The sequence below is a fragment of the Ruegeria sp. ANG-R genome, assembly GCF_000813985.1.
Classification (GTDB): domain Bacteria; phylum Pseudomonadota; class Alphaproteobacteria; order Rhodobacterales; family Rhodobacteraceae; genus Ruegeria.
This window is the reverse complement of record NZ_JWLJ01000008.1, coordinates 23818-49622: the sequence shown is the minus strand read 5'-3', so window position 1 is coordinate 49622 and position 25805 is coordinate 23818. Positions and strand designations below refer to the sequence as shown.

Below are 25805 nucleotides of genomic sequence, written 5' to 3'. Positions count from 1 at the left end.
CAGACAAGATGTGCTTCGAGAGAACCGCCAAGGCGAAGTGTTCAGAAAGAACATTGTCCTTTTTGAAGATTTTGTGGGTTCGGGCTCTCAAATGCTTGATGCGGTGCATTTGGCAGCATCTCTCGGCAATGACGTCAACGTCCTCCTCTGCCCCATCTTCATTTGTCCAGAGGGAGCGGCTGCAGCAGAAGAACTGAGCAGAGCCGTTGAAAACTTCACTTTCAGTCCGGTTTTGGCACTTGAAGAGAGGTTTTTTGTTTCCCCAGCTCAGAAAGCTAATGAGAACCCCGACTATGATAGGGTTCGCCAGCTTCTTGTTAAGATTCACCATAAGATTGAAGGTGAGCAACAAGAGTATGGACCGTTTGGCTATCGCCAGACCGGCGGTTTCGTCGTTCCGTATACTAACTGCCCCGACAACACAGTGCCTGCTCTTCATAGAAAGAAGGACGACTCCTGGGAACCATTGTTTCTTCGGACGTCTAGGTTACCGATATGAAACAATCTTCTCTGAACCCATTCACTAGCCTGTACCGTACTGAGCTTATTTCAGCAGATGCTTTTGTTGACTTGTTTAGCACTGTGCTGCTCAAAGAGAGCCTCGTTCACAGGCTTTTCGAGCCGGGCAATGTCATTCTTTGCGGTCTTCAAGGTTCTGGAAAGTCAGCACTACTAAACTTACTTGAACCTGATGTGTTGATTGAGTTTCTAAAGAGTGACCGACAATGGCCTCTGCCAGCGCATTGCTCAAGTTTCATTTCGGCGAGCATCACTTTGAGATCGAGTGGTGCCCTGTTGTTTGGGCAACGAGCCATCGAAGACGCTCCAGCCGAAAACGAGCGTGTGATTGGCTTGTATTTTGCGGATTTTCTAAACTATTGGATTGTTTCTGATCTCCTTGAGAAAGTCAGCTTACTCTTCTCCGATGAGGGCCGCCTGTTGGCCGAGAAAGTTGGTCTATCGACTGAAACAAAGCGTCTTGACGAGTTTGCAACTCAGTTGAGTTCGGCTCCTTGCTGGCACGGAATACTTGAAGGATCAGAGACGTTCGAAGAACTGCAGAAACGCATCGAGAATAGAATCCAAAGCTACGAGAACTTCCTGAACTACAACTCAGATTTCCCGTCGGTGGTTGCACGAACCAAAACGTCGGCTGGCGAGCCAATTGCCGTCGCAGCCGATTGCCTAAGGAAGTGCGGGATTCTTCCAGAAAGTGTCCCTTTACTGGTCACAATAGATCAGTTTGAAGATCTGATGGACTTGGAACGCGACGTTTCGGAGAATGACAGACCTATTTTTCGAAGCGTGATTTGGAAGATGCTTGGAAATAGAGACGATCGCGTCTCATATCGCGTAGGGGCTCGTCTCTACTCATTGGACAAAGGTGTTCAAGGCCTCAGCGGCAATGCCACGGTCGAGGAGATGCGAGAAGTTAATGTCGTCAATATTGATGACCTACTTCAAGGCCGTGAAAACAGAAAATCCCTGTTTCCGGATTTTTGCGATGATGTTCTCAGAAAGAGACTACTCGAAGCTGGCTACAGTGATGTTGACGAGAAAGCGACTAAGCAATTGTTCGGTGGTCGAGTAACGCCGGAGCAAAAGGTCGCTGCATTCATTACAAAGAGTAGGTCAAACGTCGTTGCCAAAAACCTGCCGTTTGATTCATCGGTTGCAATCGCGCTCAAAGAAATTGCTCAGAAAGACCCAATCTCAGCAAAAATGGGTGAAGCGTGGGTCCGACAGAACGCCAAAAAAGTAAAGATCGACGGCGACATAGTTAGAGAAGAGCCGTGGTCGTCTCGCCAATGGTGGAAAAAAGAGAGAAAGCAACAAGCGCTCCTTCAAGTGTTCTCGTCTTGCGGACAGAAGTTGGTTTGGTATGGCGCGTCCGATGTTGTCGGCCTATCAGGTCGAAACATCCTCACCTTTTTGAGCATTTGCCAATTTATATGGGCCGAACTCTTGCGGACCTTCGAGGACGGCCCAATCAATCTACCCACCGACATTGACCCGATTGTGCAAACCTTGGGTATCAATTCTGCTAGTGATTATTGGTTCCGAAAAATCAAAGCCGAACCTAAAGGAGGAGATGACAGAAATCGTTTCGCTAACGAAGTAGGCAACTTGTTTCGCACCAACTTATTGAACGACCGGAATATGTCATACCCCGGAAACAACGGGTTTTCACTGCCTTTGAACTTGGTAGAAGAAGAACCAGTTATCGAGAACTTTTTGTCAGATTGCGTTGCATTCGGGGTGCTCGAAAGTCGCCCTCATACCCCAAAGTCCCGTTCACGAGGGCAAAGCGAAAAATGGTATCTCTCGCCGATATTGTCGCCTCATTTCCAAATACCGGCCGCCCACATAAAAGAACCGCAGTATACGACTATTGAAGAGGTGGCAGACTGGATGAAAAAGGCCGGTGTCGTAACTGCTGGGATAAGTGCTGAAGCTAGAAGCAACAGGCGGAAACGCAAGAGAAATGATAATGCCAATCAGCTCAATTTTCTGTTTGGAGATTAAATAGCTAGATGTTCGGAGGTAATGGGCAGTTTAGGCCATGGGGCCGATTTGAGAAAATTATGCGGTCGCAACAGGAAGGGGAATGGGCATTGATCTCCTGCTCGTCACCTGAGGCGAGGTGCACCGCAGTTTTTGAATGTCTACGAAAACTCAACATAACTGGCCCCCAGCTAATCTTTGAAATCGAAGATCCACTTTCAATTTCGACACAAGAAATTGAAACGAAGACTCTCGAGAATCGCACAGCTATAGAGGATCTGGGTTTTGTGGATCAATCGTTCGTTCGCATAAAGCTCATGGAGACATTTCAAGGCTATGAGCGGGCTCTCAGAGAGTTCTTAAACGCTGTTGGCTCACGGAACCTCATCATTGACATCACTTCTCTGCCTAAGAAAGTCTATTTCTTTCTAACGAAGTTGCTTTTCCAAGAGTTTCATCAACCGGAAAATGTAGTTTTCACGTATGCAGAACCAGAACGCTATTCTGACCAACCGCTGGCCGCAAACCCTGACCCTTGGGAGGCGTTACCGGGTTTCCGCGTTTCACCGCGATATGAAAATGGTCGAAGTGTAGTTGTCGGTATCGGCTATGAGCCGCTTGGTCTTCCCGACCTAGTTGATTCGGGCAAGTACGACGAAGCTCAAATGACTTTCTTGTTCCCCTTCCCCGCGCAAGCAGACCGTGTTGTTAGGAATTGGCGCTTCATTCGGGGTATTTTTCCGAACGCGGACTCAAACCGGTTATCCATCAAACGGGTCGATGGCATCAACGTTCCAGAAGTCTATCAAGCCATCTCTGGTATCGGGGAAGCCGGTCAGCATGGTATGACTCTGGCACCGTTTGGTCCCAAACCCGTCTCACTTGCAATGGCATTATACGCTGCCAGAAATTCGCACGCTCCGACACAAACTGGCGTCTACTACACACAGCCAACATACTACAATCCAAACTACTCTTATGGCATCAAGCAGATAGACGGCGAGGCAACTCTAAATGCTTACTGTGTCAAGCTTAATAGCCACATGCTTTATTGAGGGTGAAATAGACGCCACAAAACTACAAACATTAAGTCGCCAGAAAAACTCAGGGCCTAACTAATTCGGCTTTTTTCGCAAAGAGTGTCGATGCTTGTTGTCGCCTCTACCCTTCTCGCGGATTCTGTCGCGTCCAACTGCCTTTCACCAATATCAGACTTAACAAAGAACGACTGACCTGCGCCCAGCGTCGAAGCTGGGCACGAAAAAAGGGAGCGTGGCCGCCTGATTTTCCGAACAAAGGCGGCCGAACACGAAACTGCACGCCGTCTGCGACAGCCAAGGGTGCCCGCTAAACCTGTTCGTCGCCGTTGGTCAGTTCAGCGACTGAATCGGCGCATGCGCTTAGTTGAGCGGCCTCCTAAAAGTCGAATGGTTGCACGTCTCGGTGATAGCAATGTCGACTGGTTCAAAAAAGCGATGAAAGGCAGCGAGATGGATGCCCGTTTTCTGAACCTACTAGTCGGCCAAATTAAGCATCGAAAGCCGGCGTCCGACTCGGACGTTCGGACGGATAACCACGCTGATTTACTAAAGGTTTTTATTTTCAGATGCTTAGATGTGTCTTCACACGGACTCGAACCGCGGACTTGCTGATCACAAATCAGTTGATCGAATGTCCGCTTGTTCGTTGTGCTGTTGATTGTGGCATCTGCAGCGAAAGTCAGCTTCCCGCTCTTGGTGCCGGAATCTTCCATTTATACCGGCTATTCCGGTGGGTTCCCGCGTGGCGCTGTGTTTTTAATAATGTGTTATTTTCAGCGCTATAGACGCTTTAAAGATGTATTTTTCAAAGAGATCCTCTTGCCTTTTCTTTGAATTTATATGATTTAGGGCGTTATGAACGCTGGAAGATCGCAAAATCTGAAGAAAGTTCTCGACTCAGTGCCCGCGGGATATCTCGTCGATGCCAACTGGCTCATCGCCCATGGCATAGCCTACGAAACCTTTCGCGACTATGTAAAACGGGGCTGGCTCGAACGCGTTCACCGCGGCGTTTTCCGCCGACCTGTTCCCAATCCGCCCGCATCAAACACCGTTGACTGGAAGGCCTGCCTGATCTCGATGCAAAATATCATGGACTATGATATTCATGTCGGCGGCAAAACCGCTCTCTCGCAACAGGGCTACGACCACTACCTGTAGCGGATTGAGATCATCCGCGCTTGGAATTGAGATTATCGCCGATTTTGGATCGGATTATTTGAGACTGTAGCATGTCTTGAGATCACAATATTTGAGACTGAGATCGGATTACTTGCGACGGGATCGCATTGCTGAGATTGGGATCGCAGACACGAGATCATATCGACAACCCTGCCATGCGCATTTGATCGGCCAGTTCTCGGGTACGCGAGGTATCGAGCTGGCCACTCAGGAAGCGCCGGATTTCTGTTGGTTTGGCCTGGAACTGATCTGCCAATACCTTCACCGAATAGCCTTGACGCGTGAGGCGTGGTTCGAGGTCGTCAAAGTCAGGAGCCAGGGATGCTGACACGATGTCCGAAGTGACGGGTTTCTGACCGATCTGGAACCCGGCCTCGAAAGCGTGGTTCAAATACTCTGCGAACTGCAGGGGCGTAGTCAATCGCTCTGCCATGAGATCAAGCGCTGCGGGTTCGATGGCGTCGCTCACGTCTGCGCCATCCTCAGAGCACTCCTCCAGCAGCCAGTCGAGATATTTGCGCACATCTTCACCCAAGCCTTCGAAGGGCAGGATGTCTGTGCGATGGCCGATTTCTTCCATGGTGGGGCGGCGCAGGTCATTACGTAACTTCGGGTGGCCGACCAGGATGACAGATAGATTGCCGCCGCCGCGCGCAATCACTTCCATCAACCGCTTCAGGCCAACAAGGGTTTTGCTATGGAGGTCATGAGCTTCGTCCACGAAGAGAGCGACGGGTTTGCCGGAACGGGCAACGAGTTTTTGCAACTCGCGCTCCCGCTTCTCGCCTTGCGTGGGGATTTTAGGCTCCTTCTCCCGCGACAGATCATAGAACAAGGCTGCGATCAGTGTTGGAACCGTTGTGCGGGTTTTGTCCACGGACAGGCTTTCAGCCACAGTCACTTTCTTTTCGCGGGCAATCTCGTCCTGCAGACGATGCAGGAACACGGTCTTGCCAATACCAACGGGGCCGGTAATGGCAACCAGTCGGCCCGAACCAAGACCCGAGCGGACAGCATGCGTAATACGCCGATGGTTTTCGGTTTCAAAGAATCCGACAGTACGCCAATCCTTGGCGAGCCCGTATCGGGCCATAATCTCGGCGTTCAGCATGTCAATTGCTCTCCTCTTTGGTGGCCGGTCTTTTGCCTGAGAGCCGGGCAGTCACTTCTTGTTTGATGATTGCTTTGTCGAGTGTTCGGTCAACGAGCGCATTGACGAACGCCAGATCGTCTTCGGCCAATCGCGCAAGCGGTTTACACAGCAAATCAGCTATACCGCGTAGCGCATCCAGACGGCTTTGAAAGGTGAACTGACCATAAGGGTCGGGATCAACAAAAGGCTGGCTATCAAAAGACAGAACTTCGGCGGAACGTGCCAAGCCGCTTTCAGCACCGCTGAGCGCCGCCCTTGGGACAGAGATTTTCTGCGCCAGATCACCTATCCGATCAGCGCGTGCCTGTGTCTGCGTTTTCCGGGGCTTGCGATAGCGATGCAGCGGAATTGGCCCACCTGACGGAAGATAGGGGCCGAACCGCTTATCATTCCATTCAACGAACAGCTCATGATCAAACAGGCCCCACCAGAGAGTGACGCTTTCACCAGCAAGATCGGGGTCGACCTCGTAGAATGTGCCATCAATTCGGATACGAGCATCGCCGGCGACTTTGCGGGTTTCCGGTTCCCGCGCGAAGGCACAAAACCGGTCCCAGGAACACATCTGACGGATGCCGGTTGCAGGCAGGTTGCGGACCCAATCCTCAATCCGGCTGTGTGGTTCTCGCCGATGAGGTTTGGCATTGTATTGCTCAATGAACCGTCAGAGCCAGGCGTTTGCTTCAGTTTCAGTCTCCGGTTTATGGAAGTGGTATAGCGTCTCGTGGGCTTCCTTGATTGTTCGGAACGGACGCTCGACCTTGCCCTTTGAGCGCGCCGTGGGACGACGGCCATCGGAACCGGCAGGGTCATGGGTCATGACGCGTACTCCCAGTCGTTCCATAACCGTGTGGAACACGCCGCTTTTGGCAATAGGCCCGTTGTCCAGATAAATGGCTTCGGGGATGCCCTGCAGGGCGGGTCCGCCTCCGTCCTTCGGAGCCATGGCATTGAAGAGGAACCTCAGCCCACTTTCGACATCCTCACCATAGACACAGCGATATTCCTGATGGACGTGCCTGATCGATCATTGACCACGCTGAACAGCATCGGTACTGGCAGCCCCTTACGGTTTGGGTCGATCCAGGACGGCTGCTCGATTCCCTTGAGATCAGATGGGCTGATATCGAATTGCCAAAGCGCGTTCGATGTCCGCGCTTCAAACCGCACTGCCGCCGGGGCCCGCGTCATGCGGGCATGATCATACCCCCAAAGGCGAAGATAGCGATTGACTGTTACCGGATGCAGCGTCCCCTCCGGTGCTTTGACCAAACCTTCCGGTGTCTCGACACCGAAGCTTTCCAGCAACTCAATCGCCCGAGCGGTCGATAGCTTGCGCCCCTTCTTGTTGGAAGTGCGGATCTTCAGGGCCGCGATGATTTCACAATACCGCTCCATGTCTGCACGCGGGGTTTTGCGAGGTTCGCCCCGATCAACCCTGCGCAACCCTTTGGGGCGTAATTGACCGGCCAAAGCCCGGTAAACAGTTGCGCGTGATACGCCGTACATATTGGCGGCACCTTCAATGATAATCCGCCTCCCCGGATCGCGCGGTGCAAGATCGTCCAGTCTTCGGCGCAAGTCGAGCAAAGCCTCTGCCGGTATGACGCCGCCTTTGCTCATGAGGCGTCCGCATCCAACAATTTCTGACCTGGCGCTTTCACGCTTCCATCGCCATTGACGTACTCGTAAAGCGTGGTTGTTGTAATTCCGAGCCGTTTGGCCAAGTCGGACGCGTGGGTTTCCCGGTCAGCCATCGCCGTCATCGCCATGCGCAACATGGTGACATCCATCTTGCGCGGCCGCCCACCTTTGCGGCCTCTGGCACGCGCGGCAGCAAGACCGGCTCGGGTGCGCTCGGCGATCAACTCACGTTCAAACTCAGCCAAACTGGCAAAGATGCCAAAGACCAGCCGCCCGTTGGCCGTCGTCGTATCAATCTCAGCACCGGCCCCGGCCAGCACGCGGAGGCCGACACCCCGGTCGCGCAATTCATCGACCGTTGCGACCAGGTGCTTGAGATCGCGACCCAACCGGTCGAGTTTCCAGACTACAAACGTATTCCCCGGCTGAAGCGCTTTGAGACAAGCATCAAGTCCAGGCCTGTGATCCTTTCGTCCGGACGCCTTGTCTTCATAGATGCGATCCGCAGCGACACCAGCATCAACCAGAGCATCGCGCTGCAAATCGAGAAGCTGGCTCCCATCCGCTTTCGACACCCTTGCATAGCCAATGAGCATTTGTACGTTAGCTCCACCAGATTAGATAAGCCACACCCTGCAAGCTAATGAAGTTTTCCGCAACGGTTTTTCTGGTGGATAATTGATGGGGACATCGCTAACGTCGCCCCCACCCGGAAAACGCTCGTTTTCCGGGTGACACGACCTACAAAAATGCGGGATGTTTCGACCACCTGAGAGTGTACCCCAGATGGCCGCATTGAGTTCAATCAGGCCGCTGCCGTAGCCTCAATCTCGAAGAGCAGCCCAGGGATTGCGAGACGTGTCACGCCTAAAAGAGTCATAGGCGGTGCAACCTGATGCTGTCCAAACCGCATCCCCATCAGGTCGAAATTCTTGAGCGCCTCGTCTACGTCAGTTGCATAGACTCCGAGCTTGATAACATTGCTTAGGTCCATCTCCGCCGCTTTGAGAACCGCTTCCAGATTGTCGAGCGCCAAGCTGATCTGTGCTCGCATATCGCCGGGGTGCTGTGGATTGCCTTCTTCGTCCATCGCCGTTTGCCCCGCGCAAACCACCTGGCGTGTAGTCCCGCCGATGGTTTCGGCCTGATTGTAGCCAAGCTTAATCGACCAATCCCAAGGGTTCACTGCTGTACGTTCCATATCGCTATCTCCGTGGTTTTTTGTTGATGGAAACGGCGTAGAATAAAACAGTGCCAAAAACTGACATCATTAATGATAGAGTGCTCGTATGAATATTCGTCTCAGACAGGACGCCATCGTTCGGACCCTCCGCCGGAACGGCACGTCTACCGTTGATGCCCTTGCCGAAGAGGTCGGGGCCTCGCGCCGAACCATACTGCGGGACATCTCTGCGCTGCGCGATGAGGGCTATGTGATTTATTCAGATGTTGGTCGAGGCGGCGGCTTGCAACTCGATCCACGGTCGATGCAGACGACGGCGAAGTTGGCGGTATCAGAGGTGTTCGCATTGCTGATCAGCGTCGCTGCCATGCGCGCAGCGGGGAACTTGCCCTTCTCCGAGCTCGCAGACTCAGGCCTCGCCAAGATCGAAAAGGCTCTCCCGGCTGACAAAGTCAAAGACCTGCGCGCGTTTCTTGACTGTTTGCATATTGGCCAACTGTCACCATTGCAGGATCTGTCAGACATGAGAAAAATGGAACCAACGTTGCTCCAGGCTTTCGAAACTACATTCCTTAAGCGCCAACTCATTCGTTTCAAATACCGTGACGCAAAAGGTCAGTTGTCGCAACGCGAAGTCGAACCCCAAGCCATGCTGATCCTCCCTCCCTTGTGGTATCTTGTAGGGTGGGACCCGATGCGAGAAGGTTTTCGCCATTTCAGAATGGACCGGATTAGCGCTCCTGAAGCCATGGAAGAGACGCAGTTCCGCCGCCGCCACGTGCCATTCGAAGATGATGTCTGCCCGTATAGCGAGATGATGAAGCAATGATGCACAGTTTTTCGTAAGCATCAAAGAATTGGGCAAGGTAGTCTCGATCCCGCCATTCGCATCTCACTGGCTTCAATCTCAGCAGTGCGATCCCGTCGCAAGTAATCCGATTTCAGTCTCAGGTATTGTGATCTCGAAGCGCGCTACAGTCTCAATTAATCTGATCCTAAATCGCCGATGATATCAATTCCAAGCGCGGATAATCTCAATCCGCTACAGGTAGGGACGAAATTTGCGACAGAACCGTTCTTCTGTGCTCGTCCGATAAACCTGACCCGTAGAGCGTGAGTATGACCTGTTAAGCTACTTGGGCAGCACAACGCCGCGTACCAACCTGGTACCTTTGAAATTAAGATCATAAACGAAACGGTCGTCAATGTTCTTGAGGGAACAAAACCTGCATTTGAGAACCGCGGACAAAAATACCCTTGATCCAATGTCCGCTTGTGAGCTTAAGAGAATGCTATTTCATGCTTGCGGCGAATGTCGGCTCTCCGCCCGATCTGTGCAGAAGCTAGAGGTCGAATAGCAGAATAAGTTCGATTTCTTACCCCCTACCCTGCCCTCCTGATGCCGCCAGTTTAGACTCCGGGTTTTAATAGTCTGCGCCCTGCCGGGTATCCCAGAGACGCAGAATTTCTATCTGAGTGGGCATTACACGATAGATTAGCGTGAATGGGGTTCGCGGTACTGAAATCTCCCGTACGTCTTGGCGTGTGTCACTTGGGTGACCAGCATACGGGTTCGCTGCGAGAGTAAGCTGAATGGCTTTGAGCTGAGCTCGTGCCCTTTCGCTGCCTTCAGGAAAAACTGACGTGTAGTAGTAACGGAACCATTGAATGTCCCGCGTTGCATCTTCGAGAAATACGATTTTCATTGGCTATTGGATTGCCCGCTTGCGACCGGAGCCGAGAGCTCATTCTCGGTATCCCAGCTGTCTATCCAGGCATTCATTTCGTCTGCCGTGATGAACTTACCTAGATCTGCTTTTTCAACAGCTGCATCAATGGCTGCACGTTTTGCGGCCTTGGATTCCAACATCATTCTAATTGCCCGCACGGCGAGTTGTGCAGGCGGCCGATCTTCTAACGCAGCTTCTCGTTCGAGGGACTTTCTCAAGTCTTCATCGAGACGAATAGAATATGGGCTGGTACTCATTGCAATCACCTGTATCCGCTTTGTAGTACAATGTAATACATTGGCATTCTAATCACAATAGAGCGATGGCATGAACTACATCTGTTGCTCTGAACTCATAAGCGAGATGTGAATTCATAAGTACGGCCTGCTCGTCCGCGGTTATTTTGAATTTTGCGTCAACAATGCGGTTGGCTGCATGTCTCCCCGATCGATCTTTGACGTCAGAGAAATCAAATAGGCCTGGTGAGATTTTATGTTCTCCGCTCGTTGGAAAATATATCCCAAAACCATGAAACGGAGAGCTGGGCCATGTGTCGATTTCATAGCATACCAAGTCTGACCAAGTCGTAGGTATTCGGCGATATCGTCCATAAGACGGTCACAATGTGCCTGGTCCCGGGCAAAGCGAAGTTCAGAGCACAAACGTGGAAAGCTGCGCTCCATTTGATCTGGAGAAACTTGAACCTGAGAGTGTTTTTCTTTCTTAACTATCGGATTCAAAGAGTCCTCTTTGTGCCCCTCATTTTCATGGTCATTGGCCCTCAAATCTTCTGTATCTGCCTGTGTTATCTGGGAAATTTCCACAGAGATTTCTGCCAGGAGTTCACCTAATACAATTGCATCTGGTTTGCGACGCAGAGCATTGCGTACGGTGACCATCAAATCAGAGATTGTGGTGTCGTCTGCCACCAGGTCCCTAAGGCGCGCCAGAGCGGCGGAAACCTTGTCGCGGAGTACTGTGAACTCCAGAACTCGATCAGCATGCTTCTGGGCTTCCTGAATGAACAAAGCGTGCCGTTCAGACAATGGCATCAAGGAGAGCCCAGTTGCGGCGACCACCCTGCCCTGTCGATCCCGACGCGCCCATCGTTTGCCGTTTGCGCTCATTACGCGGCGGATAAGTCCAAGCTCAACCAGCGTCGAGATATGACGCTCAACTGTCTGCACGCTGACATGCGTTCGTTTGGCGATCGCCGCGTTGGAAGCGAAGCAGATGTGATGATCATCTTGGTCCGCAGCAATCTGATCACTGCCCACAAAGGAAATCATCGCTCTCAGGACATTGAGAGTAGTGGATTTTAACCCAAGAGGTTCTCTGGCCTCTTCAACGGCGCGAAGAAGGTTCCATTTTTGGGGCGTACTACTCCCCTGCCCTGCTGTTGCCGACAAGGTCGCTCCAATTGGAGCTAATGCTGTTACTGTTTTCATGATTATCTATCGGCAGACAAAAATTACCCGTTCGCTCAAGAGCGTTTTTTCTTGTGTGGCGATTCGGGTGCTGCTAGATTCTAGGTGTCTAATCTAAGAATTGCGCTTTGCGCAGCAGCCCTCGAAGCTCCGGTTTCGGGGGTTTTGTTTGTTTGCCTTCCTCCTTTCTGCTCGTCCTCAGTTCTTTTTCTTGGCGTTTACAGCTGTAAACTCAGCGTGTGAGCGCTTGATGATTTTAGCCATGTTTTTGTCCAACCAGCTAGCGAAGCCAGCGTTAGCTCCGGTCCTTTTGACCGAAACAGTTAGTGATCCGTTGGAGGATTTGATTGTAACGCCTTCGATTGGGCTGATTTCGGCTGCACCTTCTCTTTGTCGTGCACCACGTTTGGCAGCTGCTTTAAGGAGCATTTCCAGCCGATCATCTGACGACATCGATGGCTCAATGGTTTCAAGCAGGTTTGCCGCTTCATCTTCCGCCAGCTTGCCTGCAATGAAGTGTTCTGCAAGCACGGTCCATTTTGGGCGGCCAGATTTTGGGGCCGCGCCTATCATGTCACCAATCGTTGCAGGAACATGTTGCGTAACTTTTGTCAGGTGGGACAGCCCTGATTTCGAAAGGTTCAATACTTGCCGTACCTTTGCAGTGTCATGCCCTGAAGTCAGGATCGCCTCGGCGAAACGTGCTTTCTCGTAGAAGGAAAGATTGCGTCTCGCAGCATTCTCCAGCCCCTTGGCGAGAAGCGCTGAAGCATCGTCGATATCCTGAACGTTAGCGCGGACTTTAATACCGAGTTCACGACAGGCTTTGAGTCTTCTCCTCCCATAAATTGCCTCGTATCGACCGTCGGATTTCGATTTTCTGACAAGAATGGGAACTTGTTGGCCACCGTCTTGTATGCTCGACATCAAGCTTTCAAAACTATCGTCATCTTCATCAGGGTTTACAGCTGTAAACTCACTAAGCCGATCAATCGGCCCCCAATCGTCTATAAGAGCCGGATCAATTTCTCTAATTGCGGCAAGGGATCCTTGAAGCGCGCCGAGGGCAGGGGCGTTTGCCTTTACCGGCTTGTCTACAGTCTTAACTCCAGAACGCGCAATCGTGTTCGCAATACCAGACATCTCTTGAAGCGATTTTCTAGCCATTAGCTACGTCCCCATGCTTGGTGGATCATTTGCTCTACCTCAGAGCCGATCGCATCCATTGAGTTCTTTGCCCGGTCATAGGTAGCGCGTGTCATTTCCGAACGTACAACCTCGTAGATCGATTGCTTGAGCATTGTGGCGTCACTAATTGCAGTGCTCTTCAGAGCTGTTGCTGACATAACGCGGTCCTGGAATAGCGCTCGCATAAACGAGGCAAGCTGTTGTGACGGAACGTCCGTAGGTTCGTCACGTGTTATCAGGAACTTGAAGCTGTCGTATTCGAGAGTGGCACCGGCGTCTTCAATGACAGCCATATAAGCACCAGCAAGTTCGAGAAATTGAGCTGTCGAAGACACGTCCAACATCGAAGGTGTTAGTGGCACGAGCAACGAACTGGCGGCAGCCATTCCCGCGATGGTCAGGAATCCGAGTTGAGGTGGGCTATCAATCAGTACAAGATCAAAATCGTCTTCCACTTGGGCCAAGGCATTCCGTATTCTAGTAAAAAACGGATGGTCGGGGTTTGAGTGGACGGCGGATTCCGTCTCAAATTCAGAAAGAACAAGCCGTGACGGTGCCACAGACAATCCGGGAAAGTATGTCGGAAGAACGACATCTGCCAAATTAACTGGGTCTTCATAGCGAATGGCATCGTATATCGTTAGCCCATCGAACTCGATTTCGGGGCTAATGCCGCACATGGATGTAAGCGAGCCTTGGGGGTCTAGGTCAACGGCCAGCACACGGTACCCGCGAAGCGCGAAAAAATGAGCCAGATGAATCGTTGTAGTGCTTTTGCTGCTGCCACCTTTGAAGTTCATCAATTGCCAGACTTGAAGTTTTTCTCCTTCCGTCCGACGAGGGATGTAGCGTCCTTGTTTGCGCGACGTCTTCTCGAGCGTTTCGCGTGCCTCCCAAAGCTCTTGGGCGGTATAGTAACGTCGACCGCTGCGCACGTCTTTTGGTTCAGGAATTGTACCTTCTGAGTGGACCTTGCGCATGAATTGACCTGAGACGCCCAAAAGTTCGGCCGCTTCTGGTGCTGCGAATGTGCGTAACGATTTGGTGTTGTCAGGTGCAAAGGCAGCAAGAAGATGCTCTCGGATAGCCGAGTTCAATCTCTCGGAAATTTCCGTGGCGAGTGCCGATGGTCGATCTGCCGTAAGTGGTGTCACGGGAATCATGTAGTTGCCTCAAATTAAAGAATGTGGTCATTTTCGCGCCACTTGAGACAAACAGCCGTGATTCACTGCCCTAAGTCAAGGGTTTTCGCTTATATTGTGGGTTCTGCAAAGCTTCAAACTACATACGCTTTGCGTCAGAGCAAAGTGGTTTACAACTGTAAACCTTATTGATGCAGTTTTCGAGCCACTATAGCCGACGAAGTACTGCCGCGAAAAAAGTAGGCACGCGCACAGAACTCTTCTGAATGCTCCGCCTCGAGTTGAGCTTTCATAGCGAGCAGTTGGTACAAAAAAGTAGCGGCCCGCGTTACACGACAGGCAGAGGGAAAGGGCAGGGGTTACCTGAAGCAAATGAGTGTAATTTCACCCCAACAAGTCCGTTGCCGGGTTCTCCGCAATATCGACGTCGTCATAATACTTCTGCGCCTGGGCCATCGAGCGATGCAGGGACAGGCGCATGGCGGCTTGGATCGGCGCACCGTCGAGAGCAGCCTGGGTCAGGAACCCTGAGCGCAACCCGTGGGGCGAGGCAAAACCTTCCGGCAGCCCGGCCAGCCTCAGCCTGTGTTTGACGATCTGATAGATGGCATCCGGAGTCAGGCCGCGGTTCAATACGCGATCGGCCTTGGACACGGGGCGGAACAACGGCCCGTCCCTGATCTCTCCCACCTCGATCCAATGCACCAGCGCCTGCGCGGCGCGGGTCTTCAGCACCAGCCGGGGCGTTTCACCTTTGGTTGTCGTCTTGGTCTGCAGCAGCGAGATCCGGATCAGGCCGGTCTTATCAAAGTCCTTCAGCGCCACATCCTCGCGCCGCAGCCCGGTGATCTCCGATCGGCGCCGGCCGCCCGAGGCCCAGCCCAGCATCAGGATGGCGCGGTCGCGGCAATCGCGGCGCGACCCCCGGCAGGTGGCCAGCAGCTGTTCGAGAATATCGCGGGTGATCGGATGGGCGGATTTCGGGACAGGGGGCCGGGCGGCGGCGCGGCGGGCCTTGGCGCGGGCCTGTTTCACCTGCGCCATGTCAAACGGGGAGGCGAGGTTCTTCATCCGGTGGAAGGCCAGCCAGGAGGCGATGCGCCGGTCCAGCGTTGACGGCGCCGGGCAGGTGAGGGATTTGCGCAGCCCTTGCGCGATCAGCGCCTCCGCCGTCTGACGTGCCACGTCCTCGTCCGGCGCGTCACCAAGATCGCGGGCGTGATCGAGAATGAAGGCCAGCGCCGTCGCCTCCGTTTCCGGCCAGGCGAGCGCGGTACCAAACCGAGCAGACTTCCACGCCGTCACATAGAGCAGGTCGCGCTCATAGGCGCGCAGCGTATTGGCCGGTGTGCCGCGGATATAGAGATCGGTCAGCGCCGCCTGATCTTCAGCGGAGAGGGCAGGGGAGGCGGCGGGCAGGTAGGGCGCAGGGGGCTTCATGAGGCCTATTTTGCGTCGGAACTCGCGGAAAACCTATCAAACATGATAAGCGATACTTATCGATTGTGATGAGGAATTGAAGATATAGCAAATGTAACGAGCATAACTGCTTATTTTTGCGCGTAACAAGGGTAGCAGCTTGAAACACATCCCTGTTCGACGGGCTGTAAAATGCTGGTGTCGCGGCGGACTGCATCTATGAACACAAGACACTGGGCGAGAGGATCATCGTCCCGGCTTTGATGCCTGTCTCAAGGCGCGTCAGCCAGGGAGCCCGATTGCGGCTTGGAAGTTCGACTGGTCGGACTGCTACCACAAGCAACTTGCATCGACGGTCAAGGAATTGCGCGACCGAGGAGTCGGTCTGCGCGTGCCGCCTGGGGTGACGCTGAGATTGATACGGCAAAGGCCCCCGGGCAGGAGTTTTTGGCATCTTTGCCAGCCTGGTAGAGTTTGAAAGCGAGTTGATTTCCGTGCGCTCACCTGCCGGACTTACCGCGCCGCGTGCGCAAGACCGCAAGGTGGGAAGTCCGCGTAAAATGGATTTCATTATGTTGCCTGTGGCGATAAGAGCGCAAGCTGATCGAGTGACCCATGTGTCCGACACGGCCAATCGGCTCGGGGGGGTACAACTACCGCGTTCAAGAGTAAGTGAATGGCGATGGAAGCTTAAAACGTGGCGTGCTGGAATGCTGCGGTATTATGAAATAATTGCGGCGCTGAAGACTCACAGATCCAACAAGACAGGAGCGCAAGCTGCAGGTCGCTCGGGCGATTGAACTGCTGGACGACCTCAAAGTTGGGACTCCAGATGGCTGGGTCAAAGCGCTAGAAAGTATGCTGCGTCCGGCAAGAGTTAATCTTCATCTTTGCTTTTGGGCGATATGGCCATGCCCGCGTGACGCGGGCACAGATGGCAGTGCGGATAGTGGCCGATGCATCGAACGCGATTTGGCAATTTGATAGCAGCCCATCCGATCTCAAGGGAACCGGGCAACTGTTCAATGTCGCCGATAACCGATCGGGTGCGCCCAATCTGGAACATCGCTGTGTCAACGGTGAGGATGTCAAAAGTGGGGCGAGGTTCCTCTGTAATGCCAGGGCCCCGAAGGGCAGGGATGGTCCCGCTCTGCAGGATAAGCCCTCGCATTCAACTAATCTTGTGCAACCCCACCTTGACAACGAACGCCAAAGCAGGCTGAGAATCTGTATTCCCGGTCCAACCGGGGCCGGTTGAAAGAACTATTTAAGAAGCGGTTTATCAATGCAACTTGAGCGCACGATTTTCGAGGTCACATTTTCCACGGCGGCGATTGGAAAACGAAAACACCTGATCCTGGCAGACGACTGGGAGGCGGCTCAGGTTCGGCTGAAACGAGCTTATCCTTCTCAGGACATCAATCTTCATGACATGCGGGAACAGAGCTGGGTTTATGATACCGGGGCCAACCGCAGACCGTTCCGGGGCAAGCCAAAATCACAAAAGTAAGAGAAGGCTTTTTGTTTGTCTTTTTTCATTTCATGAAAAAGAACAAACAGATGATCTCGGTTGACCAAGCCCGTCGCCCCATCACAATTTTCAAACACCCGACCGCTACCAACGCGATTGAAACACGCAATTTGGGTCAGTGCATGAACGATGCCACTGGCGACGCCGATGTCCGGGCAATAACATTCGGATTTCCCGGAAAAGCTGGAATTTGGACCTGGTCTTCTGATCCGTATGTTTGATGACCTGCGGGCCGCAGCCTTGCGGGTAAGTTCATGGATATCGACGTAGCCCCGGAGACTCTGCAGAGTCTGACTACCGGGACGGACTGTGCCGTGGAACTGAGCAATGGTCCGACGCTGACACGGCGGCGACTCGCTGGGAACTTGAGGCTGGAGTTCAAAGATGCATCGCGCGAAACGCTGCGCTGGCTCACATCGCAGGGATGTTTACCGAGATCCACAAGCCTCTGTTCCGGGTGGTCTTACCGTGGAATCAAGACGAGATAGGAAAGTTGCTCCCTATCATCGGGCAGAACGCCACCGCATCCGGGGCACCGCTGCGGACCAGCCTGGCTGACGGGCTCGGAACGTCACAACCATAGGCGTTCAAGCCCTATTCTAATTCTGGTTTAGTTGATAAACTTTACGGCTTCTCCAGTGCCTGTACGTGACCCCCAACTCAGCGGAGTGATATGCACCTCGCTGATCTTTGTATTAATGACCGCGTTCGCACCAACCGCTGCGGCTTCTTCCTTCAATTTAGCTATCACCAACTCAGGCGTCGGGCTTGGATGGAAAGCGGTGGTTTTATTTACGGTCACTTTTAGGTCGGTGATCTTCGTGTATTGGCGACCGGGATCGCCTGCCGACGTGATGGTTACATCGTCGGGCGAGATCGATGCTGACGCAACTTCAAGCTTGTTTGTGCTGACATTTGAAGTTGACCAGGAGCTGCCACATGCACTCAAAATGGCCGAGGCAGAGCAGATCAAGGCAATCTGTTTAATCATGGTTAGACTCTATTGGAAAGGTTACTGGAATTGATGGCTAAATCTAATTGCTACGGCCTACAATCCTTATTTGCCTTTTATCATTGAGGCGTGAGGTCTTGTTTGGGGTCATTTATGGATGTCCTTGGTTATCCGAGAATTTTCTGAGCCGAATTCATCGAATGGTTGCGGTAGTGCGTTCGTCCTCGGGCTGCGGCTTTTGACCTGCCGCGGATCAAAATGGTCCGTTCGCTGAACGGCTCCAAATCGAGTGCGTGGGTTTTTAGCCCCGACCTGTGGTTGGCTCTCAATTCAGGATTTGGTCAGTCGACATCTACTCTTCTCGATGCACTCCTTGGGGTCTGGCGCCGTATCCCGCAAACAGAATTTTAGGTCGTCTTTTGTATCGGCTGATATGTTTCCTCGTGTGTAATCATCGCCCAGTTTTGATGCGCCATCTATTTTCGCAAACCCGACGGCTGCGACTTTCTTGAATTTACACTCAAGCTTGTCCCTTAACCAGGGCGCGACGAGACTCTGCTGTCGCGTACAACCTGTATGCCGTATAATCTTCTGGCCTATTTACTAGATTGCCGAAGCTCGGTCTTGCCTCCGGTCGAGCGCTGCAAAGGTATCAGCTCAAGTCCGACTGCGAAGTCGCGCACCGTCTTGAAGTTCATCATGTCGGGGGCAATGGTCTCAAGGGCCCACACGCCGAATGGCCCAATCCCAGGCATAGTCTGTCGGAGCCGGGAGGCCATCATCGTCACTGCCTGCGTCTCATAGGTTTCTGGAAAAAATGACATATCAGGGCGCAGCGCCGCTTCGGTGACCGTTTTCGCGATGGCTGCGTCATCCTTGTGTCGTTGGACGAAGGGCTTCAGGTAGATGGACAGGATTGGTCGCACATCGTGCCCGAATGGTTGTAGTGCACGCGCCCAGCAGTGCTTGTGACACAAGCTTCTATGGCGACCAAGCCTGTCCGCGGCCTGTTCCAAAACGCCTTGAACTTTGAAAGAGTGAACTTCTTTGTATCCGTCCGGATCTGGCACCCAAGCGCTGAGGTTCTCGCGAAGGTTGCGGTCAGGCGGCCGGATCACGTGATACAAACATGGCGCACCGTCTTGCTGGGAGACTGACAAAACCGCCACCGCAGATCTGAAACAGAAAGGGACGGCAAAGCTGCCCCTCACTAAACCACCGGACGGCCGCTTCGAGCCCAATTTGCCGAATGCTGCATCCGTCGCGAATGATCGCTATACGAAGAGTGTTGTGCTAGAGTGGACCCCGCTGAAATGCCGAATAATGTATCAGTACCTCATGCTGCCGGTTTGCTTAGGTCGTGTTGACAAAAGGGATTCACATCTGGCTTCGAGCATGATTCAAGCTGGCATCCGCGATGGAGACCAACTCGGCCCGAGACTTGATGTCGGACGAGGAATGGGCGTTCTTTGAACAGTTCATTCTTTCCGTTCGCGCCCCGAATGGGAAAAAACCCACCAACCACCGCCTTGTTCTTGACGGCGTTTTCTGGATAGCATTTTCCGGCGCACTGTGGCGGGACCTTCCTGAAGGGTTCGGGAAATGGTCGAGTGTCTATCGGCAGTTCCGGCGTTGGACACTTGTCGGCCTCTGGGAACAGATCCTATCGGCGCTGACCAAGAGCAGGATCGTTCCAGATGCCCTGCAAATGGTCAACAGCACCGTGGTTCGCGCCCATCATCATGCAGCGGGCGCTAAAGCGGGACTCCGCGACAGGGTATTGGCCGCTCAAAGGGTGGCTTCATGACCGAGATCCATCTTCGGGTGACGGCGGTTGTCTGCCGAAGAGAACTGGCATCACGCCCGGCCAGACGTCCGATTATCTTGGCTTCGATCTCATCATGGATGAAAATCTGCCGGAACTTTTGGTACTGCTGGCAGGGCAAGGCGTCCGATGCCGACGGCATTCGTGACCAAAAACGCAGCCGATAAATCCAACCTATGATCCCAATGCAGAAGTCGCGAACGAAGCGTGTCGGCATTGATCGCCCACTGTATCGACTACGGAACCTGGTTGAGAACTTGCTTCAACAAGCTGAAGAATGCCCGCCGTGTCGCGACACGTAGCGGCAAGACCGCTGAAAGCTTCGTCGGCTTTGTCAAAATCACCTCAATCCGCATATGGCTCCGCCATTTGTCAACATGACCTAGTTAACCCAATTTTGCTTACAGTTGCGTGGCGTGAACAAAGCAATCGAGCAGTCAAAATGACTTCATCATATTGATGTATAAGATGGGATCCGATTTTGTGGAAACAAGAAATACCGTTCATTTGCGATGTGAGCTCGGGACCGTCGGCACAATACACTTCGACAAGGTGCACCAAATGACTGTTTTCCAACTTGAGTTCCGAGTTTTGGTAAGTGCCCGGAATGAGTTTGGGTCGGAAAGATATGCATCTATGCTCGGGCTGCGAAGATGCCGCGGTACAAAAAATCTGACACCATCAACACACCGGACAGACAATAAAACAGAATGCCGTTGTAGAAGACCCAGACTTCTATCGGTGCAAACAGGGCCGTTATTGCAGCTACAATCGAGTTCAGGATCAGGAAAACGAACCAGATACGAGTCAATTTCCGTGTAAAAACCACTCCGGAGGCAGGTAGATCGGGTTCACGCAACCGCGCGAACGTTTCGATCAGGGATTGCTCTTTTGAAAGGCTGATGCCGAAAATCAACGCGAAGGATCCACTCATTGCAAACGGGTGTAGCAGGTAGGCCTGATCTTTTGCCGCTAGAAAAGCCATGGCCATGACACCAAGATAGAAGACCAGTTGCGGAACTAGAAGATCAGTTGCCACGCGTCCCGCCGTGGCAAAACGAAGAATGCTGAGCGCGACCGCAGCAGCAAACAACCAATAAGGATGCTCAAAGGACGAGAACCAGAAGGCCGCAAACGGGAATGCGACAAGGCAAGCGGCCAGAAGAAAGGAAAGTGAGGCGCGAATGAGGGTCATCGTCTTACGGGCTGCGGCGACTTCAAAGGTTCGCTACGACCACGTCTACGACGTCCTTGACTGTACGGGCTGACTTGAACTCTTCGGCAGAGAAGCGTCTTCCTATATCCCGCTGAAAGCGGACAATCAGGTCGACCGCATCAATGCTGTCGAGGTCCAGATCCTCATACAGCCGGGCGTCAGGCTGTACGTCCGGCGGTGGCACCTCGAAGTCTTCTTCCAGATACTTCTTCAGCAGGTCCAGAACCTCATCAAAATTAGTTGGCTTAGACATTGGCATCTCCGCGTTCGGAAAAGATTTTCTGCGCCAGCGTGGCAACCGAGTAAAACGCCTGCTTCACATCATCCGAATTTGCGTCAAGTTTGACACCATATGTCTTTTGAATGGCAACACCGACTTCCAGCGCGTCAATCGAATCCAGCTCAAGCCCACCATCAAACAGCGGTTCTGAGGATGAAATGTCCGCTTCGGACACGTCTTCCAGGGCAAGTGCCTCGATAATCAGTGTCTTAAGTCGTTGTTCAAGCGTTTGGATATCCAAGGGATACCTCCAAAATCTTCTGTGCATTTCTTGAAAGATGCCGCTTGCGCGTAGGCACGGGCAGGGTCGTATCACACAGATCTCTTGTTGATACAATGGGCAAGGCGGTCAGCGTCATCGAAAGTCGCTCAGGGGGCACACGATACCATGGCACGCCCTTCATCAGCGTCCGATGATTAACGGTTATCGTGATTGGGACGATCTCGCATTGCGTGGCGCAAGCAACGGCGGCGAACCCCCGGTGAAACTTCAATAAGTTGCTGGCGGGCGTTCGTGTGCCTTCGGGGAAAACAACAATGGATTTGCCCGAATTGATCGCGTCGATGCAGTCCTGGGTCAGCTTTTCCGGATCTTCATCGTTCCGGATGTAATTCGCACCGGTAACCGCGGGCGAGATGAAAAAGTTCGAAAAAAGCTCGTGTTTCACGATGCATTGCACATTCGGCATGCGGGAAATCAAGGCAATGACGTCAATCAGCGTTGGATGATTTGCGATGATCAGCCGGCCTTTGCCATCTGCCGATGGTGCTGTCGTCAGATTATGCATATCACGGTAATGAAACTGGGCCACTCCCAAAACGGTCATCACCCGCAAAAAGGCGTTGAAGGTCAGGCTGATGCCGCGTTGACTTCGTCTCTCAAGTTCGGCCGGGTCGTGTTCGATGCGGGCCAGCAGGCGAAACCAAATGCCACCCAGGACAAGGCTGCCCAACCCGAAGGTTGAAAACGAGATGCCGGTGGCCAGAACGCGCCAATAGTAGTTCAACTTACGCATTGACGCGTCTCACCCAAAGATTGCTGCGGGTTCCGATCAATCGGGCCTCGGTGGTTTCATCACCCAGCAATCGTACAAATGCGCGGGCATTTTCCAGACCCCTAGGGTGTGCGTGCGTCTCTTCCGGTTCTGCATGAGACAGTATGAATGCACGATCGTGAAGCGTCGTCGGGCGGGCTGAAAGCGACACACAAAGAGTGAAACAATCCGAGCCTTCAAGGGCATGCGCGCGATATTCGTGGGGTAGCGCAGCCTCGTGAAACAGGTACGTGACCGGGCGTGCCGGGTCAAAGGCGGTACGGGTCAGCGCTTCGGTTAGGCCCATAACGAAGCTGTCGACACCAGCCGAGACACCGGAATGAGGTGAGCGTGACGCCCTGATCAAGGTTGCAAACCCGGGTACCGCATTGTGTACCGAGGTTGAAAAGGCTGTCGGTGATAAAAGCTCCCGCCGATTGAGTTCGGTCAGCAGCTTAAGTGATTCCTGCATGTCCGAATATCTGGACGCAAAGATCAGGTCTGAATCCTCGGGGTCCTCGGCGGCCAGATAGGTGCCCAAGGCGGTCCGGGCAAAGTCGCTCAGACGCCTGCGGATATTCGGGGGTACGTTCTTTTGCGGCGCGTCTACGAAACCCGGAGCATCTCCGCCCCGTTTACCCCAATACCTGCAGGGCCCAGCAAAAAAGGTCTGCTCAAAAAGGGTCAGCTGTTGCTCCCCCCGGCCTTTTTCAGCAGCTCGGTTTCGATCTCGCGCTGCAGCAGGATGACCCATTTGTTGTAGTTTCGGTGAATCTTGTCCACGGACTGCATCAGGTTTGTGCTGTCGACCAGATTAATACTGACCGTATTGGTGTTATATAGAACCTTGACCCGCGCCTGATGCGACCGGACAACGACGGTCAGGTCCACCTGGCCGGGTTGCTTGTTGGTCACAAACCACTGATCGCGGGCGCCCGCTCCGCGCAGGATGGCTTGTTCCACATCCGATGAAGACAAGCGCTTTGGGCCTTGCGGGACATTGATGACCGGGGTGAAGACCGGCACAACACGTTCAATCAGCGGAGGTGTGTATGACTGGCCTGAAGATGTTGTCCGGTTGGCGTCCAGACTTTGCACGTCACTCGTGCAGCCCGTGATTGCGAGTGTCAGGAAGAGGGCTGCTGAAAGTCGTTTGTTGGCTGCCATGCGTCTTTTGGACCAATATTGTCTAGCTTCGGAAAAATTGCTCGAATTGGTGCAGCAATGTCAGGACCGCTCGAAACATTCAAGGACGACGTTTAGTCGCAATGACGTTTCTGGGCACAGGGCTTAACTGCATCTCGGATGGTTTCTTTTTGTCCCATGAAACCGCACCTGCTGTTCGGGCAGAGTTGCACTGTTCTGACCGCGAAACTGGTGGGAGACCCCCAGAACCGGTCAAAGCATCGGGTCGCGCAATCGCAGGCTGCACGGGCTTTGTTGGCCGGGGCGGTTCAAGACCGGGACGACATGCGGAATGCGTTGCTCAGCGATCCGAGGGACGGTCCATTGACCTATGGACCTGAAAACACACGGCTTTGGACGTCGGTAACGCATCGCCGCGGGTTTGTCGGGGCCGCGTTATCTGAGACAGGACCGGTTGGTCTGGATCTGGAAGTTCTGCAAGACCGGCAGAACTGGGCCGAGCTTGCGCAGGTGGCCTGGCCGGATGGGGTGCAGCCAACGGATCAGATTCGGTTTTATCTGTTCTGGACCCTGTGGGAAGCTTGCTTGAAATGCGGAGTAGAAAACCGATTTGCGGAAATAGCAACCAAGTGTGCCCAAACCGTCACATCCGCTTGGGTTGAGGGACATGTCGATAGGCTCAGGTATGCCTTTTGTATTGACGCTCAAACGGTGCGTGCGGTAGTGCAGCACCCGGTTTGAGACAGAGGAAACCGTCTCTCAGGCCGGTTTGTCTGGAATGAGTATTTGAGTTTTCTTATTGGGCGCAGTCGTCACAGAAGCGGTCGCCGTGTCGATATTTAACGAGCTGGAAAACGTTGACCCTATTCAGATCACTGTGCGACTTGCCGAATTGGCCGAAAGACGAGGTGCTGTTTCAGGAGAGCGCTGTCGCCGCGACCGTGGGCGATGTTCTGAATTTGATGCATGCGCTGGTCCGGGACATCGCTGAGCAAAGACGCAAGAGGAATGTCGACCGAATTGCGATTGCCTGCGAAGACCCATCGAGCTTTCTGGCGGCCTTGCTGGCGTGTTTTGCGTGTAGGGGAATTGCGATCCTGCCCGGAATTACGTCACCCGATGGCCTGGCAGACCGTGCCGATCAGTTCGATCAATTGGTTACCGATGCCGAAATTTCGCGCCTGAGTTCTGCCGCTCAGATTCCAGATGGCGCGCTAAGTCTGCCTGAGGCGGCCGCGTGCAACCTGGTATTCTTCACAAGCGGTTCAACTGCCGCACCGCAGCCAATTCCGAAATCCTGGCGGCAGATTGAGGCTGAGGCCGAAATCCTGCACCAGCAGTTTGGGTCCGACGTTGCCGGGACTCGGGTCGTGGCCACGGTTCCACATCACCATATCTATGGCATCCTGTTTAACCTTGTCTGGCCCTTGAGCACCGGGCGAGCGTTGTTTGTACCGCGCCAGATATCCGTCGATGCGGCGCTGGACTACGCCGAGCAATGCCCAACCGTCATCGTCTCCTGCCCGGCGCATATGATGCGCCTTGGGTCCAGACCGGTATCAGAAAGGGGACCGATGATGGTGTTTTCCTCTGGCGCGCCGCTGATGCCGGACAGTGCAAGGGCTATGGCCAAGATTTCCGGCTCCTTTCCGGTTGAAGTTTACGGCAGCACGGAAACCGGCGGCATTGGCTTTCGAACCCAGGCTGTCTTGGGGCAGCAGTGGACCGTGTTCCCCGGGGTTGATACTAGGCAAACGTCTTCAGGTTGTCTGGCCGTCCGGTCGGCGGTGACGCCCGGTGGTGATTGGTTCGAGACGTCAGATTTATGCACCTTGTCAGATGACACCCGCAGTTTCGAATTGGGTGGGCGAAATGACCGTGTCCTCAAAATCGAAGGGGTACGCGTCTCATTGCCTCGGATTGAGGTGCTTGCGCAAGCAAACTCATGTGTTCTGGAAGCCGCCGCACTTGGTCTGGATACGGACAAGGGCCAAAAGCTGGCAATGGTGGCAACCCTCACGCCCGAGGGCGAGCATTTGCTGCAAAGCAAAGGCAAGTTCCGCCTCGAACGCGACCTTTCAACCGCGATCAGGACGGCGGAAAACGCTGCATCCGCGCCAAAGCTGTGGCGGTTTGTCCGAGAAATTCCGACCAATGAGCGCGGAAAAAGACAGGCTGCAGCCTTGGCTGCACTATTTTCGGGGTGAA

The 25805-nt window shown here is 53.3% G+C and carries 24 protein-coding genes and 3 pseudogenes; 10 read left to right on the top strand and 17 right to left on the bottom strand.

What is annotated here, in order from left to right:
* The first annotated feature begins 10 nt into the window (after window positions 1-10).
* From RA27_RS17365 to RA27_RS17350, 5 genes and pseudogenes are all read left to right on the top strand, one after another.
* Entirely contained in the window at window positions 11-499 is a 489-nt protein-coding gene (locus RA27_RS17365) for a hypothetical protein (RefSeq protein WP_039541964.1), read from the top strand.
* Window positions 496-2526, top strand: a complete 2031-nt coding sequence (locus tag RA27_RS17360) for a hypothetical protein (protein ID WP_039541961.1) — start codon at window positions 496-498, stop codon at window positions 2524-2526. Before RA27_RS17365 ends, RA27_RS17360 begins: the two co-directional genes overlap by 4 nt.
* Before the next feature lie 59 nt (window positions 2527-2585).
* A complete protein-coding gene (locus tag RA27_RS17355) occupies window positions 2586-3560 on the top strand; it encodes a hypothetical protein (protein WP_039541959.1) in 975 nt (324 codons plus the stop codon).
* A 204-nt stretch (window positions 3561-3764) separates the two neighbouring features.
* Window positions 3765-3986 (top strand): annotated as a pseudogene (locus tag RA27_RS24755) (IS5/IS1182 family transposase); the annotation flags it as partial.
* A gap of 414 nt (window positions 3987-4400) precedes the next feature.
* On the top strand, window positions 4401-4706 hold the full coding sequence (locus RA27_RS17350; RefSeq protein ID WP_039542070.1) for an AbiEi antitoxin N-terminal domain-containing protein: 306 nt from the start codon (window positions 4401-4403) through the stop codon (window positions 4704-4706).
* 157 nt (window positions 4707-4863) lie between these two features.
* Here the strand turns inward: RA27_RS17350 and RA27_RS17345 are convergent, their stop codons facing one another.
* The 4 genes and pseudogenes from RA27_RS17345 to RA27_RS17330 all read right to left on the bottom strand — a co-directional run bounded on the left by RA27_RS17345 (window position 4864) and on the right by RA27_RS17330 (window position 8725).
* Window positions 4864-5838: an AAA family ATPase gene (locus RA27_RS17345; RefSeq protein ID WP_039541957.1), complete on the bottom strand. Its 975-nt coding sequence runs from the start codon at window positions 5836-5838 to the stop codon at window positions 4864-4866.
* Window position 5839: 1 nt separating this feature from the next.
* Window positions 5840-7485: pseudogene (locus tag RA27_RS24750) on the bottom strand (IS481 family transposase).
* 14 nt (window positions 7486-7499) lie between these two features.
* Window positions 7500-8120, bottom strand: a complete 621-nt coding sequence (locus RA27_RS17335) for a recombinase family protein (RefSeq protein ID WP_039541955.1) — start codon at window positions 8118-8120, stop codon at window positions 7500-7502.
* 209 nt (window positions 8121-8329) lie between these two features.
* The gene (locus RA27_RS17330) at window positions 8330-8725 is read right to left on the bottom strand and encodes a RidA family protein (RefSeq protein WP_039541953.1); all 396 of its coding nucleotides are present in this window, start codon (window positions 8723-8725) and stop codon (window positions 8330-8332) included.
* 88 nt (window positions 8726-8813) lie between these two features.
* Here RA27_RS17330 and RA27_RS17325 point away from each other — a divergent pair, with 88 nt between their 5' ends.
* Window positions 8814-9536 (top strand): WYL domain-containing protein, encoded by a 723-nt coding sequence (locus RA27_RS17325; RefSeq protein WP_039541951.1) that lies wholly within the window; start codon window positions 8814-8816, stop codon window positions 9534-9536.
* Between the two features lie 873 nt (window positions 9537-10409).
* Here RA27_RS17325 and RA27_RS24110 read toward each other — a convergent pair.
* From RA27_RS24110 to RA27_RS17300, 5 genes are all read right to left on the bottom strand, one after another.
* Window positions 10410-10694 carry a hypothetical protein gene (locus tag RA27_RS24110; RefSeq protein ID WP_152610730.1) on the bottom strand — a complete coding sequence of 95 codons (285 nt, stop codon included), beginning with the start codon at window positions 10692-10694 and terminating at the stop codon, window positions 10410-10412.
* Between the two features lie 141 nt (window positions 10695-10835).
* Entirely contained in the window at window positions 10836-11885 is a 1050-nt protein-coding gene (locus tag RA27_RS17315) for a helix-turn-helix domain-containing protein (RefSeq protein WP_052265348.1), read from the bottom strand.
* A 177-nt stretch (window positions 11886-12062) separates the two neighbouring features.
* The gene (gene repB, locus RA27_RS17310) at window positions 12063-13031 is read right to left on the bottom strand and encodes a plasmid partitioning protein RepB (RefSeq protein WP_039541943.1); all 969 of its coding nucleotides are present in this window, start codon (window positions 13029-13031) and stop codon (window positions 12063-12065) included.
* Window positions 13031-14215 carry a plasmid partitioning protein RepA gene (gene repA, locus RA27_RS17305; RefSeq protein WP_039541941.1) on the bottom strand — a complete coding sequence of 395 codons (1185 nt, stop codon included), beginning with the start codon at window positions 14213-14215 and terminating at the stop codon, window positions 13031-13033. Before repA ends, repB begins: the two co-directional genes overlap by 1 nt.
* 363 nt (window positions 14216-14578) lie before the next feature.
* Complete coding sequence (locus RA27_RS17300) at window positions 14579-15634, bottom strand: tyrosine-type recombinase/integrase (protein WP_039541940.1); 1056 nt, start codon at window positions 15632-15634, stop codon at window positions 14579-14581.
* 1264 nt (window positions 15635-16898) lie between these two features.
* Here RA27_RS17300 and RA27_RS17290 point away from each other — a divergent pair.
* The gene (locus tag RA27_RS17290) at window positions 16899-17123 is read left to right on the top strand and encodes a hypothetical protein (protein WP_039541934.1); all 225 of its coding nucleotides are present in this window, start codon (window positions 16899-16901) and stop codon (window positions 17121-17123) included.
* Between the two features lie 631 nt (window positions 17124-17754).
* Here RA27_RS17290 and RA27_RS23250 read toward each other — a convergent pair.
* Together RA27_RS23250 and RA27_RS23245 are read right to left on the bottom strand one after the other, a co-directional pair.
* Window positions 17755-18135, bottom strand: coding sequence for a hypothetical protein (locus RA27_RS23250; protein WP_052265347.1), 381 nt, complete (start codon window positions 18133-18135; stop codon window positions 17755-17757).
* A 557-nt stretch (window positions 18136-18692) separates the two neighbouring features.
* Window positions 18693-19214: a transposase gene (locus RA27_RS23245; protein ID WP_052265346.1), complete on the bottom strand. Its 522-nt coding sequence runs from the start codon at window positions 19212-19214 to the stop codon at window positions 18693-18695.
* A 299-nt stretch (window positions 19215-19513) separates the two neighbouring features.
* Between RA27_RS23245 and RA27_RS23770 the strand changes: the two are divergent.
* Window positions 19514-20302 (top strand): annotated as a pseudogene (locus RA27_RS23770) (IS5 family transposase).
* Window positions 20303-20555: 253 nt separating this feature from the next.
* On the opposite strand, the gene RA27_RS23240 reads toward RA27_RS23770, so the two are convergent.
* The 6 genes from RA27_RS23240 to RA27_RS17235 are packed head-to-tail and all read right to left on the bottom strand — an operon-like array spanning window position 20556 to window position 23618.
* Window positions 20556-21116, bottom strand: a complete 561-nt coding sequence (locus tag RA27_RS23240) for a hypothetical protein (RefSeq protein ID WP_052265345.1) — start codon at window positions 21114-21116, stop codon at window positions 20556-20558.
* Between the two features lie 22 nt (window positions 21117-21138).
* Window positions 21139-21390: an acyl carrier protein gene (locus tag RA27_RS17255; protein WP_039541926.1), complete on the bottom strand. Its 252-nt coding sequence runs from the start codon at window positions 21388-21390 to the stop codon at window positions 21139-21141.
* Window positions 21383-21658, bottom strand: coding sequence for a phosphopantetheine-binding protein (locus RA27_RS17250; protein WP_241484098.1), 276 nt, complete (start codon window positions 21656-21658; stop codon window positions 21383-21385). Before RA27_RS17250 ends, RA27_RS17255 begins: the two co-directional genes overlap by 8 nt.
* A complete protein-coding gene (locus tag RA27_RS17245) occupies window positions 21639-22370 on the bottom strand; it encodes a lysophospholipid acyltransferase family protein (RefSeq protein WP_193746538.1) in 732 nt (243 codons plus the stop codon). The genes RA27_RS17250 and RA27_RS17245 overlap by 20 nt, the downstream gene beginning before the upstream one ends.
* Before the next feature lie 55 nt (window positions 22371-22425).
* The gene (locus tag RA27_RS23235) at window positions 22426-23205 is read right to left on the bottom strand and encodes a beta-ketoacyl synthase chain length factor (RefSeq protein ID WP_082025173.1); all 780 of its coding nucleotides are present in this window, start codon (window positions 23203-23205) and stop codon (window positions 22426-22428) included.
* On the bottom strand, window positions 23136-23618 hold the full coding sequence (locus RA27_RS17235; RefSeq protein WP_052265342.1) for a hypothetical protein: 483 nt from the start codon (window positions 23616-23618) through the stop codon (window positions 23136-23138). The genes RA27_RS23235 and RA27_RS17235 overlap by 70 nt, the downstream gene beginning before the upstream one ends.
* A 156-nt stretch (window positions 23619-23774) precedes the next feature.
* Here RA27_RS17235 and RA27_RS17230 point away from each other — a divergent pair, with 156 nt between their 5' ends.
* Together RA27_RS17230 and RA27_RS17225 are read left to right on the top strand one after the other, a co-directional pair.
* Complete coding sequence (locus RA27_RS17230) at window positions 23775-24338, top strand: hypothetical protein (RefSeq protein WP_152610728.1); 564 nt, start codon at window positions 23775-23777, stop codon at window positions 24336-24338.
* Between the two features lie 116 nt (window positions 24339-24454).
* Entirely contained in the window at window positions 24455-25804 is a 1350-nt protein-coding gene (locus tag RA27_RS17225; protein ID WP_152610727.1) for an AMP-binding protein, read from the top strand.
* Window position 25805 lies beyond the last annotated feature (1 nt).

What these genes read in the sequence shown, in the direction of transcription:
- RA27_RS17360 (WP_039541961.1), top strand. Translation starts at nt 496, where the DNA reads ATGAAACAATCTTCTCTGAACCCATTCACTAGCCTGTACCGTACTGAG.
- RA27_RS17355 (WP_039541959.1), top strand. Translation starts at nt 2,586, where the DNA reads ATGCGGTCGCAACAGGAAGGGGAATGGGCATTGATCTCCTGCTCGTCA.
- RA27_RS17350 (WP_039542070.1), top strand. Translation starts at nt 4,401, where the DNA reads ATGAACGCTGGAAGATCGCAAAATCTGAAGAAAGTTCTCGACTCAGTG.
- RA27_RS17345 (WP_039541957.1), bottom strand. Translation starts at nt 5,838, where the DNA reads ATGCTGAACGCCGAGATTATGGCCCGATACGGGCTCGCCAAGGATTGG.
- RA27_RS17335 (WP_039541955.1), bottom strand. Translation starts at nt 8,120, where the DNA reads ATGCTCATTGGCTATGCAAGGGTGTCGAAAGCGGATGGGAGCCAGCTT.
- RA27_RS17330 (WP_039541953.1), bottom strand. Translation starts at nt 8,725, where the DNA reads ATGGAACGTACAGCAGTGAACCCTTGGGATTGGTCGATTAAGCTTGGC.
- RA27_RS17325 (WP_039541951.1), top strand. Translation starts at nt 8,814, where the DNA reads ATGAATATTCGTCTCAGACAGGACGCCATCGTTCGGACCCTCCGCCGG.
- RA27_RS24110 (WP_152610730.1), bottom strand. Translation starts at nt 10,694, where the DNA reads ATGAGTACCAGCCCATATTCTATTCGTCTCGATGAAGACTTGAGAAAG.
- RA27_RS17315 (WP_052265348.1), bottom strand. Translation starts at nt 11,885, where the DNA reads ATGAAAACAGTAACAGCATTAGCTCCAATTGGAGCGACCTTGTCGGCA.
- repB (WP_039541943.1), bottom strand. Translation starts at nt 13,031, where the DNA reads ATGGCTAGAAAATCGCTTCAAGAGATGTCTGGTATTGCGAACACGATT.
- repA (WP_039541941.1), bottom strand. Translation starts at nt 14,215, where the DNA reads ATGATTCCCGTGACACCACTTACGGCAGATCGACCATCGGCACTCGCC.
- RA27_RS17300 (WP_039541940.1), bottom strand. Translation starts at nt 15,634, where the DNA reads ATGAAGCCCCCTGCGCCCTACCTGCCCGCCGCCTCCCCTGCCCTCTCC.
- RA27_RS17290 (WP_039541934.1), top strand. Translation starts at nt 16,899, where the DNA reads ATGCAACTTGAGCGCACGATTTTCGAGGTCACATTTTCCACGGCGGCG.
- RA27_RS23250 (WP_052265347.1), bottom strand. Translation starts at nt 18,135, where the DNA reads ATGATTAAACAGATTGCCTTGATCTGCTCTGCCTCGGCCATTTTGAGT.
- RA27_RS23240 (WP_052265345.1), bottom strand. Translation starts at nt 21,116, where the DNA reads ATGACCCTCATTCGCGCCTCACTTTCCTTTCTTCTGGCCGCTTGCCTT.
- RA27_RS17255 (WP_039541926.1), bottom strand. Translation starts at nt 21,390, where the DNA reads ATGTCTAAGCCAACTAATTTTGATGAGGTTCTGGACCTGCTGAAGAAG.
- RA27_RS23235 (WP_082025173.1), bottom strand. Translation starts at nt 23,205, where the DNA reads ATGGGTCATCCTGCTGCAGCGCGAGATCGAAACCGAGCTGCTGAAAAA.
- RA27_RS17235 (WP_052265342.1), bottom strand. Translation starts at nt 23,618, where the DNA reads ATGGCAGCCAACAAACGACTTTCAGCAGCCCTCTTCCTGACACTCGCA.
- RA27_RS17230 (WP_152610728.1), top strand. Translation starts at nt 23,775, where the DNA reads ATGAAACCGCACCTGCTGTTCGGGCAGAGTTGCACTGTTCTGACCGCG.